This is a genomic window from Geopseudomonas sagittaria (genome assembly GCF_900115715.1).
GTDB classification, from domain to species: Bacteria; Pseudomonadota; Gammaproteobacteria; order Pseudomonadales; family Pseudomonadaceae; genus Geopseudomonas; species Geopseudomonas sagittaria.
The window spans coordinates 142669-155267 of sequence record NZ_FOXM01000010.1; the positions used below are offsets into that span (position 1 = coordinate 142669).

General features: G+C 69.0%; 11 protein-coding genes and 1 tRNA gene. 9 read left to right on the forward strand and 3 right to left on the reverse strand.

What is annotated here, in order from left to right; all coding sequences use genetic code 11:
• Nucleotides 1-122: 122 nt before the first annotated feature.
• Together rlmD and cysM are read right to left on the reverse strand one after the other, a co-directional pair.
• The gene (gene rlmD, locus BM297_RS13610; protein ID WP_092432404.1) at nucleotides 123-1487 is read right to left on the reverse strand and encodes a 23S rRNA (uracil(1939)-C(5))-methyltransferase RlmD; all 1365 of its coding nucleotides are present in this window, start codon (nucleotides 1485-1487) and stop codon (nucleotides 123-125) included.
• Nucleotides 1488-1570: 83 nt separating this feature from the next.
• Nucleotides 1571-2476, reverse strand: a complete 906-nt coding sequence (gene cysM / locus BM297_RS13615) for a cysteine synthase CysM (RefSeq protein WP_092432405.1) — start codon at nucleotides 2474-2476, stop codon at nucleotides 1571-1573.
• 211 nt (nucleotides 2477-2687) lie between these two features.
• Here cysM and BM297_RS13620 point away from each other — a divergent pair, with 211 nt between their 5' ends.
• Genes BM297_RS13620 through BM297_RS13635 form a run of 4 tightly spaced genes read left to right on the forward strand, consistent with a single transcriptional unit; the run spans nucleotide 2688 to nucleotide 7369 of the window.
• On the forward strand, nucleotides 2688-5468 hold the full coding sequence (locus BM297_RS13620; protein WP_092432407.1) for a response regulator: 2781 nt from the start codon (nucleotides 2688-2690) through the stop codon (nucleotides 5466-5468).
• Between the two features lie 16 nt (nucleotides 5469-5484).
• Nucleotides 5485-6474 carry a 2-hydroxyacid dehydrogenase gene (locus BM297_RS13625; protein WP_092432409.1) on the forward strand — a complete coding sequence of 330 codons (990 nt, stop codon included), beginning with the start codon at nucleotides 5485-5487 and terminating at the stop codon, nucleotides 6472-6474.
• A 47-nt stretch (nucleotides 6475-6521) separates the two neighbouring features.
• The gene (locus BM297_RS13630; protein WP_092432411.1) at nucleotides 6522-6959 is read left to right on the forward strand and encodes a hypothetical protein; all 438 of its coding nucleotides are present in this window, start codon (nucleotides 6522-6524) and stop codon (nucleotides 6957-6959) included.
• Nucleotides 6959-7369, forward strand: a complete 411-nt coding sequence (locus BM297_RS13635) for an META domain-containing protein (RefSeq protein WP_092432413.1) — start codon at nucleotides 6959-6961, stop codon at nucleotides 7367-7369. Before BM297_RS13630 ends, BM297_RS13635 begins: the two co-directional genes overlap by 1 nt.
• A 7-nt stretch (nucleotides 7370-7376) precedes the next feature.
• Here the strand turns inward: BM297_RS13635 and dinB are convergent, their stop codons facing one another.
• Nucleotides 7377-8426: a DNA polymerase IV gene (dinB, locus tag BM297_RS13640; RefSeq protein WP_092432415.1), complete on the reverse strand. Its 1050-nt coding sequence runs from the start codon at nucleotides 8424-8426 to the stop codon at nucleotides 7377-7379.
• 252 nt (nucleotides 8427-8678) lie between these two features.
• On the opposite strand from dinB, the gene BM297_RS13645 reads away from it, so the two are divergent.
• The 5 genes from BM297_RS13645 to BM297_RS13665 all read left to right on the forward strand — a co-directional run bounded on the left by BM297_RS13645 (nucleotide 8679) and on the right by BM297_RS13665 (nucleotide 12498).
• Nucleotides 8679-8755 (forward strand) — tRNA-Met (locus tag BM297_RS13645).
• 140 nt (nucleotides 8756-8895) lie between these two features.
• Complete coding sequence (locus tag BM297_RS13650; RefSeq protein WP_092432417.1) at nucleotides 8896-9438, forward strand: cytochrome b; 543 nt, start codon at nucleotides 8896-8898, stop codon at nucleotides 9436-9438.
• 146 nt (nucleotides 9439-9584) lie between these two features.
• Nucleotides 9585-10910: a 30S ribosomal protein S12 methylthiotransferase RimO gene (rimO, locus tag BM297_RS13655; RefSeq protein ID WP_092432418.1), complete on the forward strand. Its 1326-nt coding sequence runs from the start codon at nucleotides 9585-9587 to the stop codon at nucleotides 10908-10910.
• Between the two features lie 105 nt (nucleotides 10911-11015).
• Nucleotides 11016-11732 carry a ZIP family metal transporter gene (locus BM297_RS13660; protein WP_217648265.1) on the forward strand — a complete coding sequence of 239 codons (717 nt, stop codon included), beginning with the start codon at nucleotides 11016-11018 and terminating at the stop codon, nucleotides 11730-11732.
• A 91-nt stretch (nucleotides 11733-11823) separates the two neighbouring features.
• Entirely contained in the window at nucleotides 11824-12498 is a 675-nt protein-coding gene (locus BM297_RS13665; RefSeq protein WP_092432422.1) for a ferredoxin--NADP reductase, read from the forward strand.
• Nucleotides 12499-12599: the final 101 nt, after the last annotated feature.

A 12599-nucleotide genomic window follows, 5' to 3' on the forward strand; every position in this document is an offset into this window, starting at 1 on the left:
CGCGCCACGCCTGGTCCAGGGCCACCTGCAGGCCCTGATTGCGCCGACCTTCTGTGGGTCGGTCCATTGGCAGGTCGTGGAACAGCGACGGCTGTGCGCGCGCCCTCTCCTCCATCGACCCGTTACGGACGCTCCGCATCCGTTTCGAACAAAGCCATCGCCTCGACATGCGCCGTCTGCGGGAACATGTCGAGGATACCGGCGCGCTTCAGCCGGTAACCCTGCTGCGCCAGCAGCGCCGCGTCGCGCGCCAGGGTGACCGGGTTGCACGACACATAGAGCACGCGCCGCGCGCCGAGGCTGCGCAGCTGGCCGACCACCGCCGCCGCGCCGTCGCGCGGCGGATCCAGCAGCACCGCGGCGAAGCCGCCCTCGGCCCAGCGCGCCTCGGCCAAGGGCTGAGACAGATCCGCCCGGAAAAAGTGCGCATTCTCCAGGCCGTTGGCCGCGGCATTGGCCGCCGCCCGCTCGACCATCGCCTGCACCCCCTCCACACCGACCACCTCGGCCGCCCGCTGCGCCAGCGGCAGGGCGAAGTTGCCCAGACCGCAGAACAGATCCAGCACCCGCTCGCCCGCCTGCGGCGCCAGCCAGTCCAGCGCCTGCGCCAGCATCAGGTCATTGACCGGCGCATTGACCTGGACGAAGTCGCCCGGTCGCCAGGCCAGGGTCAGGTCATAGGCCTCCAGCCGATAACCCAGCGCCTGCGCCGGCGCGTCCGCCTGCGGTTCGCCCTCGCCCTGCCACCACAGCTGGGCGCCGTGCTCGGCGCAGAACGCGCGCAGCAGCTGGCGATCCTCCTCCGCCAGCGGCTGGGTATGGCGCACCAGCAGCGCGCAGGCGGTGCCCTGGAACAGCTCGGCATGGCCGATGGCCTGCGGTTTGCGCAGGCGGCGCAGCACGCCCGGCAAGGCGGCGAGCAGTGGCTGCAAAGCCTGTACCAGCACCGGACACTGGTCCAGATCGACTATCGCCTGACTTGCCGCCGCACGAAAGCCGACCTCCAGCTGGCGGTTCTTGGCATCCCAGCGCACCGCGATGCGCGCCCGGCGCCGATAGCCCAGCTCCGGGCCGAGCAGCGGCGGCGCCCATTCCTGCGGCTGCAGCGCGGCCAGACGGCGCAACTGTTCGGCCAGGCTGCGCTGTTTCAGGGCAACCTGCTCGTCATGCGGCAGGTGCTGCAGGGTGCAGCCGCCACAGCGCCCGGCCAGCGCACAGGGCGCCGCGCGCCGCAGCGGACTGGCCTCGAGCACCCGCTCGACCCGCGCATCCACCACCTGGCTGCGCGCGGCCAGCACCCGCGCCTCGACCTGCTCACCGGCCAGCGCGCCGGCGACGAACCAGGTGCGCCCGCCTTCATGGGCGATGCCGCGACCGTCGTCGGCCAGGCGCTCGATGACAAGACGCTGCTTCTTGCCGACCGGCAGTTGTACGGCGCGCGAACCGCCGCTCGGCTGGAAGCGCAGCCCGCTGTTGCGTTTGGCCATCAGGCAACCTGCAAATAGTGTAGGGCGCGCCAGGCGCACCGGAGGAAAGGTTCAGAGCCGGCCCACGTCACGTGAGCCGGCGATCAGACCGACGGGGCGTCGTAGACACCCGTGGACAGGTAGCGGTCGCCGCGGTCGCAGATGATCGCCACCATCACCGCGTTCTCCACCTCACGCGACAGGCGCAGCATCGCCGCCACCGAACCGCCGGAGGAGACGCCGCAGAAGATGCCTTCCTCGCGCGCCAGACGGCGCATGACGTCCTCGGCTTCGCTCTGCGCCATGTCGATCACCCGGTCGACCCGGCTGGCGTCGAAGATCTTCGGCAGGTACTCCTGCGGCCAGCGGCGGATGCCGGGAATCGCCGAGCCTTCCTGCGGCTGCAGACCGACGATCTGCACCGCCGGATTCTGCTCCTTGAGGTAGCGCGACACGCCCATGATGGTGCCGGTGGTGCCCATCGAGCTGATGAAGTGGGTGATGGTGCCCTGGGTCTGCCGCCAGATCTCCGGGCCGGTGCTCTCGTAGTGGGCCAGCGGGTTGTCCTGGTTGCCGAACTGGTCGAGCACCTTGCCGCGCCCCTCGCTCTGCATCTTCAGCGCCAGGTCGCGGGCGCCTTCCATGCCCTCGGCCTTGCTGACCAGCACCAGCTCGGCGCCGTAGGCGCTCATCGCCGCCTTGCGCTCGGCGCTCATGTTGTCCGGCATGATCAGGATCATCCGGTAGCCCTTGATCGCCGCGGCCATGGCCAGGGCGATGCCGGTATTGCCGGAGGTGGCCTCGATCAGCGTGTCGCCGGGGTAGATGTCGCCGCGCAGTTCGGCGTGGCTGATCATCGACAGCGCCGGCCGATCCTTCACCGAGCCGGCCGGATTGTTGCCCTCCAGCTTGACCAGCAGGGTGTTGGAGGTCTCGCCCGGCAGGCGTTGCAGGCGTACCAGCGGGGTGTTGCCGACACAGTCGGCAATGGTGGGGAACTGCACGGTCATGACACGCTCGGCTTTTCGCAGCGACAAACAGGGTGCCTATGATAGCGGCAAACGCCGCGGGCCGATAACACGGCACGGCAGTAGGATATGCCTCCTGGCTATATAGGTAATAGCCGCAATGCGGACTTGCTCGACATCCCGCCGCGCACCGCTTTGTCGACCCGGGGCAAGGCGCTACACTGCCGCGACCCCACTGCAGCGGAGACTCTGCGTGTTCGACAATCTCGGCATCAAGGGCCGCGTGCTGCTGCTGACCCTGCTGCCCACCAGCCTGCTGGCGCTGGTCCTGGGCAGCTATTTCGTCTATGTGCAGCTGGCGCAGATGAACCGACAGCTGACCGAGCGCGGCCAGCTGCTGGTCGAGCACCTCGCCCCGCTGGGCGCCCGCCTGCTGGCCGCCCGCGATGCCGCGCTGCTCGAGCGCCTGGCCATCCAGACCCTCGAGCAGACCGACGTGCGCGCCCTCAGCCTGCTGGACCCGCAGGGCGCGCTCCTCGCCCATGCCGGCCCGCGCATGCGCACCGAGCCGCCCGAGCGCGCGCCCGATCGCCTCAGCCAGACCAGCAGCGTCAGCGCCACCCGCTTCCTCCTGCCGGTCTACGGCCACCACCGCCAGCTCGGCGGCCATGCACCGCTCAACGAGGACGACCGCCTGCTCGGCTGGATCGAGCTGGAACTGTCCCACCAGGGCACCCTGGTGCAGAGCTACCGCAGCCTGCTGGCCAGCCTGCTGTTGACCTTCGGCGGACTGGGGTTCAGCGCCCTGCTCGCCCTGCGCATGAGCCGGGCGATCAGCCAGCCGCTGGAGCAGATCAGCCACGGCGTCGCGCAGATCCGCGACGGCCAGCTGCACACCCGCCTGCCGACCTTCGCCAGCCGCGAACTGGACGAACTGGCCGGCGGCATCAACCGCATGGCCGAGTCGCTGCAGAACGCCAACGAGGAGCTGCAGCTGAGCGTCGAGCAGGCCACCGAGGACCTGCGCAACACCATGGAAACCATCGAGGTGCAGAACATCGAGCTGAGTCTGGCGCGCAAGGAGGCCCTCGAGGCCAGCCGGATCAAGTCCGAGTTCCTCGCCAACATGAGCCACGAGATCCGCACCCCGCTCAACGGCATCCTCGGCTTCACCAATCTGCTGCAGAAGAGCGAACTCAACGGTCGCCAGCAGGACTACCTGACGACCATCGAAAAGTCCGCCGACAGCCTGCTGGCGATCATCAACGAGATTCTCGACTTCTCAAAGATCGAGGCCGGCAAGCTGGTCCTCGACCAGGTGCCGTTCAACCTGCGCGACCTGATCCAGGACACCCTGACCATCCTCGCCCCGGCTGCCCACGAGAAGCAGCTCGAGCTGGTCAGCCTGATCTACCGCGACACCCCGCAGGCCCTGGTCGGCGACCCGCAGCGCCTCAAGCAGGTGCTCACCAACCTGGTGAGCAACGCGATCAAGTTCACCCGCAGCGGCAGCATCGTGGTGCGCGCCATGCTCGAGGAGGACCTGGGCGACCACGCCCAGCTGCGCATCAGCGTGCAGGACAGCGGCGTCGGCCTGTCCGAGACGGAGCAGCGAACGCTGTTCCAGGCCTTCACCCAGGTCGACAATTCCAGCTCGCGCCAGGCCGGCGGCACCGGCCTCGGCCTGGTGATCTCCAAGCGCCTGATCGAGCAGATGGGCGGCGAGATCGGCGTGTCCAGCGAGAGCGGCGAAGGCGCCGAGTTCTGGCTACTGCTCAACCTGCCCAAGGCCGCCGCCGAGGGCGACGAGTTGCCGCGCGCCCTGCTCGGCGGGCGCTGCGCCGCGCTGCTGGAAAGCCACGAGCTGGCCCGCCAGTCGCTGCGCCACCAGCTCGAGGACTGCGGCATGCAGGTGATCGAATTCAGCAACCTCGATGCGCTGATCGAGGAAGCCGCCCTGCGCCAGCATGGCAGCTCACCGCTGGGCATCGCCCTGATCGGCATCGACACCCGCGAGCATCCCCCCGAGCGCCTGACCCGCCAGCTATGGGAGCTCAACCAGCAAGGTTGCCAGGCGCTGCTGCTGTGCCCGACCACCGAGCAGGCGCTGTACCACGCCAGCCTGCCGGAAAACCACGGCATCCTGCAGGCCAAGCCGGTCTGCACGCGCAAGCTGCAGCGTACCCTGAGCGACCTGCTCAGCCCGCGCGTGCAGCGGCTCGAGCAGCACGCCGTCAGTCCGGTAACCAGCAGCCGGGCGCCACGGCTGCTGTGCGTCGACGACAACCCCGCCAACCTGATGCTGGTGCAGACCCTGCTCGGCGACATGGGCGCCCAGGTGCGCGCGGTCGACAACGGCTACGACGCCCTGCGCGCCGTGCAGCAGGAGCGCTTCGACCTGGTGTTCATGGACGTGCAGATGCCCGGCATGAACGGCCGGGAAACCACCGAGGCGATCCGCCAGTGGGAAACCGAGCACCGCCAGCCGCCCATGCCGATCGTGGCGCTGACCGCCCACGCCCTGGCCAGCGAGAAGCGCGCCCTGCTGCAGTGCGGCATGGACGACTACCTGACCAAGCCGATCAGCGAGCGCCAGCTGGTCCAGGTGGTGCTGAAATGGACCGGCCTGTCGCTGCACAACGGCGAGCCCGTCGAGACGACGCTGCCCGAGCGCGGCAGTGCGGCCCCCGAGCTGCTGGTGCTCGACCCGGCCGAAGGCCTGCGTCTGGCCGCCGGCAAGGCCGACCTGGCCGCCGACATGCTGGCCATGCTGCTCGACTCGCTGGCCGCCGACCAGCAGGCGATTCGCCAGGCCCGCGCCAGCAACGACAGCGCCGCGCTGCTCGAACGCATCCATCGCCTGCATGGCGCCACCCGCTACTGCGGCGTGCCGCAACTGCGCGCCGCCTGCCAGCGCAGCGAAAGCCTGCTCAAGCAGAACGCGCCGGCCAGCGTCGCCCTCGACGAACTGGATGCCGCGATCAGCCGCCTGGCCGAGCAGGCCGCCCACCCCGCCTCCGAAGCGGCGTCCTAGACAACAGGAACCTCCCGTGCGCATCACCCTGTTCAGCAGCAAGCCCTACGACCGCGACAGCTTCCTGGCCGCCAACCCACCCCACGGCTTCGAACTGCACTTTCTCGAGACCCGGCTGGATGGCGAAACCGCCGCCCTGGCGGCCAACAGCGAGGTGGTCTGCGCCTTCGTCAACGACGACCTGTCGGCAGCGGTACTCGCCCAGCTGCAGGCTGGCGGCACCCGGCTGATCGCCCTGCGCTCGGCCGGCTACAACCATGTCGACCTGCACGCCGCCCAGGCCCTCGGCCTGCCGGTGGTGCGGGTCCCGGCCTACTCGCCGCACGCGGTGGCCGAGCACGCGGTGGCGCTGGTCATGGCGCTGAACCGGCGCATCCATCGGGCCTTCAACCGCACCCGCGAGGGCGATTTCTCCCTGCACGGGCTGACCGGCTTCGACCTGCACGGCAAGGCGGTCGGGGTGGTCGGCTGCGGACAGATCGGCGCGGTGTTCGCGCGCATCATGCTGGGCTTCGGCTGCCGCGTGCTGCTCCACGATCCGCACCCCGACGCCAGTCTCGAGGCGCTCGGCGCGCGCTTCGTCGGCCTCGACGAACTGCTGGCGGCCAGCGACATCGTCAGCCTGCACTGTCCGCTGACGCCGACCACCCGCCACCTGATCGACCAGGACAGCCTGCCGCGGATGAAGCCCGGCGCCATGCTGATCAACACCGGCCGCGGCGCGCTGGTGGATACCCCGGCACTGATCGAGGCGCTGAAAAGCGGCCAGCTCGGCTACCTGGGTCTGGATGTCTACGAGGAGGAGGCCGACCTGTTCTTCGAGGACCGCTCCGACCAGCCGCTGCAGGACGACGTGCTGGCGCGCCTGCTGACCTTCCCCAACGTGATCGTCACCGCCCATCAGGCCTTCCTCACCCACGAGGCGCTGGCGGCGATCGCCAGCACCACCCTGGACAATGTCGCCGCCTGGCAAGCCGGCCGCCCCAGCAACCGCGTGCAGCCCTGATCAACCGCGGGCGGCGTGCTAGCATGCGCGCCCTTCCCGGAGGCCCCATGACCGAACACGATTTCCGCTACACCCTGCTCAACCCGCAGCACACCCTCACCGAATGCCGCGCGCTGGCGCCCGGCCTCTATCAGGTCACCGGCAACGGCGGCTCGATCCAAGCCGGCGACAGCCTGCTGGTCACCCTCAAGGGCAGCCGCGACCTGTCCATGCGCCTGGTGGTGGACAAGGTCCGCCACCTGATCAATCCGCCCGGCCAGTGGCTGGCGGTGGCCAAGGGGCCGGTGTTCAAGGAGCTGAGCATCCTGCAGTGGCAGGTCGACTGCGACGGCTGCGGCGTGCAGCTGGACTTCGAGTTCGCCGTCGACGCCAAGCTGGGCGAGGCGGCCCGCGCCCCGGCCGCCGAAGCGCGGATCGCCGAACTGGGCTGGCACAACCGCGCCGGCCGTCACCTCTGCCCTCGCTGCCACGCCCGGGAGGCCTGATGTTGCGCGCCACCTTCGCCGCCAGCCCGGCGGCCCTCGCGCTCGCCCTGGCCGGCTGCGCCGCCCCGCCGCTGGCCCTGGAGCAGGAACGCACCTACCGCGTCGAGTGGATCGGTGTCCTGCCGGTCGAGCGCAGCTATCTGACCATCACCTTCGGCGCCGACGACCGCGCCTACGGTACCGGCGGCTGCAACCACTGGTTCGCCGGTTACGGTGTGGAAGGCGAGATCCTGCGCTTCAGCCAGGTCGGCAGCACCCGCCGCCTGTGCGAGCCGGAGGTCATGGAGCAGGAGCAGCGTTTCTTCGAAAGCCTGCGCCAGGTGCGCCGCTGGGACCTGTCGCCGCTCGACGAGCTGCGCCTGTGGCCCGAACAGGGCAAGCCGATCCGCTTGAAGGTGGAGCAGGGCTGAGCCCGCCTCAGAACAGCGCCAGCTGCTCGCCGCCCTCGCGCAGGTCGAGCAGACGCACCCCCACCCCGATCAGGCGCACCGGCCGGCCGCCGCGGGCGAAGGCCGCCACCAGCAGCTGCCGGTAGCTGTCGGCATCGCGGCCGGCGCCGGCCTGCTCGAGGGTGGTCTGGGTGAAGTCGTGGAACTTCAGCTTGACCAGCGGCTTGTCCACCCGGTAGCTGCCGTCCAGGCGGGCCAGGCGGCGTTCCAGCTGCTCCAGCAACGCCGGCAGTTCGGCCTGGCAGGCGGCCAGATCGGGCAGGTCGCGATCGAAGGTGTGTTCGACACTGACCGTCTGCCGCCGCCGCTCCACCTGCACCGGCCGCTCGTCGATGCCATGGGCCAGTTGCCACAGGCGCTCACCGAAACTGCCGAACTCGCGCACCAGCGCCAGCCGCGGCCACTCGCGCAGGTCGCGGCAGCGCTGGATGCCGAGGCGCGCCAGGCGCTCGGCGGTGACCTTGCCCACCCCGTGCAGGCGCGCCACCGGCAGCGCAGCGACGAATTCCTCCACCTCGCCCGGGGTGATCACGCACAGGCCGTCCGGCTTGTGCCAGTCGCTGGCGACCTTGGCGAGGAACTTGTTCGGCGCCACTCCGGCCGACACGGTGATATCGAGCTCTGCGCGCACCCGCCGGCGGATGTCCTGGGCGATGCGCGTGGCGCTGCCGGCGAAGTGCGCCGACTCCGACACGTCCAGATAGGCCTCGTCCAGCGACAGCGGCTCGATCAGTTCGGTGTAGTCCTGCAGGATCGCGTGGATCTGCTGCGAGGCCGCCTTGTAGGCCTCGAAGCGCGGACGCACGATGAGCAGCTGCGGGCACAGCGCCAGCGCCGTGCGCGAGGCCATCGCCGAGTGCACGCCAAAGGCACGCGCCTCGTAGTTGCAGGTGGCCACCACGCCGCGCCGGTCCGGCGCACCGCCCACGGCCATCGGCCGGCCAGCCAGCCGCGGGTCGTCACGCATCTCGATGGCGGCAAAGAAGCAGTCGCAGTCAATGTGGATGATCTTGCGCACGACAAACCGGCGAATCGACCGGGCTCCGGGTGAAAACAGGTGGATGGCCAGTGTAACGCCTGCGCCGCCGGCATGGCGCCCTTGCCCATGGCGACGGCCATTGACCGCGGCTAAAGCGGCGCTGCGTCCCTGCAGGCCACGAGCGCTGCGGCGCGGCGCCCCTTTCCGGCAGTAAACAATTGATCCTCTTGAAGTTTTTTCGCGATCACGCTTGACACTCCGGCGCATTTGCGTAGAATGCGCCCACACAGACGCGGGGTGGAGCAGTCTGGTAGCTCGTCGGGCTCATAACCCGAAGGTCGTAGGTTCAAATCCTGCCCCCGCAACCAAATTTGAAAAGGCCATTCTTCGGAATGGCCTTTTTCGTTGGCACCGAAAAATCCCGTGCAGCGCCTTGCTCAGCTTGGCTTAAGCTTGCCCTCCTAGACTCCTGCGTATCGACTTCCACCGGATGCTCCAGGAATCCTCCATGCCCACCGCCCCCTCCCGCTACAGCTCTCTTACCATCGCCCTGCACTGGCTCATGCTGCTGCTGATCGCCGCGGTCTACGCCTGCATCGAACTCAAGGGCAACTTCGTCCGCGGCAGCGAGATCCGCGAAGGACTCAAGCACTGGCACTTCATGCTCGGCATGGCCCTGTTCGCCCTGGTCTGGCTGCGCCTGCTCGGCCGCCTGCTGAGCAAAACCCCGGCGATCCTGCCGAAGCCGCCCGCCTGGCAGACCGGCCTGTCGCACCTGATGCACCTGGCCCTGTATGCCCTGATGATCGGCATGCCGCTGGTCGGCTGGCTGCTGCTCAACGCCGAAGGCAAGCCGGTGCCGTTCTTCGGCCTCGAGCTGCCGATGCTGGTGGCGAAGGATCACGGCCTGGCGGAGAGCCTCGAGGAGCTGCACGAGTTCGGTGGCGTGGCGGGCTACTGGCTGATCGGCCTGCACGCGCTCGCCGGTCTGCTCCACCATTACCTCATCCGCGACAATACCCTGACCCGCATCCTCCCGGGCCGGGCCTGAACCGCGCCCCGGTCCCCCGCCCCGCTCGCTGCGCGCGCGGGGCTTTGCTTTGTCCGCGCGGTACTGGTCAAGCGCGGCCGGCATCGCTAGAATTGCGCACTTTTTGATCAGAGGCGCCAACCCGGCGCCCTTCGAGGTTAGCCTGCATGTCCACCGCCACACCCAAAGTCGGTTTCGTTTCCCTCGGCTGTCCGAAGGCGACCGTCGACTCCGAACGCATCCTCACCCAGCTGCGCATGGAGGGTTACCAGATCGTGCCGTCCTATGAGGATGCCGACGTGGTGGTGGTCAACACCTGCGGCTTCATCGACAGCGCCAAGGCCGAGTCGCTGGACGCCATCGGCGAGGCGCTGGCCGAGAACGGCAAGGTGATCGTCACCGGCTGCATGGGCGTGTCCGAGGACAGCATCCGCAACGTGCACCCCAGCGTGCTGGCGGTCACCGGTCCGCAGCAGTACGAGCAGGTGGTCAACGCGGTGCACGAGGTGGTGCCGCCGAGCACCAGCCACGATCCCTTCGTCGACCTGGTTCCGCCGCAGGGCATCAAGCTGACCCCGCGCCACTACGCCTACCTGAAGATTTCCGAAGGCTGCAACCACAGCTGCGCCTTCTGCATCATCCCCTCGATGCGCGGCAAGCTGGTCAGCCGCCCGGTCGGCGACGTGCTCAGCGAGGCCGAGCGCCTGGTCAAGGCCGGGGTCAAGGAGCTGCTGGTGATCTCCCAGGACACCAGCGCCTACGGCGTCGACCTCAAGTACAAGCTGGACTTCTGGAACGGCCAGCCGGTGAAGACGCGCATGCTCGAGCTGTGCGAGGCGCTCGGCAACATGGGCGTGTGGGTGCGCCTGCACTACGTCTATCCGTACCCCAACGTCGACGACGTGATCCCGCTGATGGCCGCCGGCAAGATCCTGCCGTACCTGGACATCCCCTTCCAGCACGCCAGCCCCAAGGTGCTCAAGGCCATGAAGCGTCCGGCCTTCGAGGACAAGACCCTGGCGCGCATCAAGCAGTGGCGCGAGATCTGCCCGGAGCTGACCATCCGCTCGACCTTCATCGTCGGCTTCCCCGGCGAGACCGAGGAGGACTTCCAGTACCTGCTCGACTGGCTCACCGAGGCCCAGCTCGATCGCGTCGGCTGCTTCCAGTACTCGCCGGTCGACGGCGCACCGGCCAACGACCTCGGCCTCGAGCCGGTGGCGGACGAGATCAAGCAGGAGCGCTGGGAGCGCTTCATGGCCCACCAGCAGGCAATCAGCGCCGCGCGCCTGCAGCTGAAGATCGGCAAGGAGATCGAGGTGCTGATCGACGAGGTCGACGAGGAAGGCGCCATCGGCCGCTCCGCCGCCGACGCCCCGGAGATCGACGGCAACGTCTACGTCGACAGCGCGCAGCCGCTCAAGCCGGGCGACAAGGTCTGGGTGCGCGTCACCGACGCCGACGAGTACGACCTGTGGGCCGAGGCGATCTGAGCCTGTTTCGCCCGCAACGAGCCCGGCCCCGCGCCGGGCTCGTCGTTTCTGCCTCCTGCTCAGCGGCTAGGCTGTAAGCGAACCCGCCGATGCCCGGAGGCCATCGTGAACCCCTGGCTGCAGATCCTCGCCCTGACCCTGCTGGCCGGCATGACCATGCCGCTCGGCGCGCTGCTCGCCTGCCGTGAGCGGCTGCGCCCGCGCTGGCTGGAAACCGAGCTGCGCCACAGCATCCTCGCCTTCGGCGCCGGCGCGCTGCTCGCCGCGGTGGCCCTGGTGCTGGTGCCCGAGGGCATGCGCGGCCTGTCGGCCGGACTCACCGCGGCCTGCTTCGCCAGCGGCGGGGTGGCCTTCATGCTGGTCGACCGCTTCCTTGCCGCCCACCGCACCGCCGCCAGCCAGATGATCGACATGCTGCTCGACTTCATTCCCGAGGCCATCGCCCTCGGCGCGGCGATGGCCTTCGGCAACCCCAGCGCCCTGCTGCTGGCCCTGCTGATGGCGCTGCAGAACCTGCCTGAGGGCTTCAACGCCTATCGCGAGCTGCGTCGCGCCTCGCGCCTGTCCAACCGGCGCATCCTCGTGCTGTTCAGCCTGATCGCCCTGCTCGGGCCACTGGCCGGCTTCAGCGGCTACCTGTGGCTGGCCCCTCATCCCGAGGTGGTCGGCGCCATCATGCTGTTCGCCTCCGGCGGCATCCTCTACTCGGTGTTCCAGGACATCGCCCCGCAGGTCCGCCTCGAACGGCACTGGTCGCCGCCGCTGGGCGCGGTGGCCGGCTTCCTGACCGGCATGCTCGGGCAGAACCTCCTCCAGCACTGATCGCGGCGACCGGGCAGGGATCTGCCGGCGCCGGGCCTGGCCATTGCCGGCCCCGAGCTGCTGCTATGCTGGGTAGCACGGAGGATGCCCCATGCAACAGCTCAAACTGCTCTCATCGCGCAACGAGGCCGGCAACATCAAGAGCTTCGTCTTCGAAACCGGCGGACTGCACTGGACCGCCGGGCAGAACCAGGCCTTCGTCCTGCCGCAAGCCGGCGCCGACGAGGCCGACAACCTGCGCTGGTTCACCCTCGCCTCGGCGCCCAGCGAAAAGGTCGTGCAGGTGTCCACCCGCGTCGGCCCCAGCGCCTTCAAGCAGGCGCTCGATCGTCTGCAGCCCGGCGACAGCATCGGCGTACGCGACCTCGGCGGCGACTTCACCTGGGAGGAGGACTCCGCCGCCCCGGTGGTGCTGGTCGCCGGCGGCATCGGGGTGACGCCGTTTCGCAGCATCCTGCTGGAGCGCCATGCCCGTGGCCAGGCGCTGAATGCCACGCTGCTGTACTTCAGTCGCGACGCGCAGATCGCCTTCCGCGCCGAACTCGACCAGCTCTGCGCCCAGCATCCCGAGCTCGACGTGCGCTACCTGATCGGCGAGCCGATCAGCGCCGAGCGGATACTGGACGAAGAACCGCAGGCCGCCCGGGTTCCGGTCTATCTGTCCGGTCCCGAACCCATGGTGGAAAGCGTCGGCAATGCGCTCAAGCAACGCGGGGTCGACCTCAAGCAGGACTGGTTCCCGGGGTACGATGAAAGAAACTACTGACCTCCCCGTGACGCAGCCCCCACAACGCGGCCGATGACGGCCGCCGAACACGGCGAAATCTTTGCCGGCGCGGCCATGTCGATAATATCCTCATGAATTTC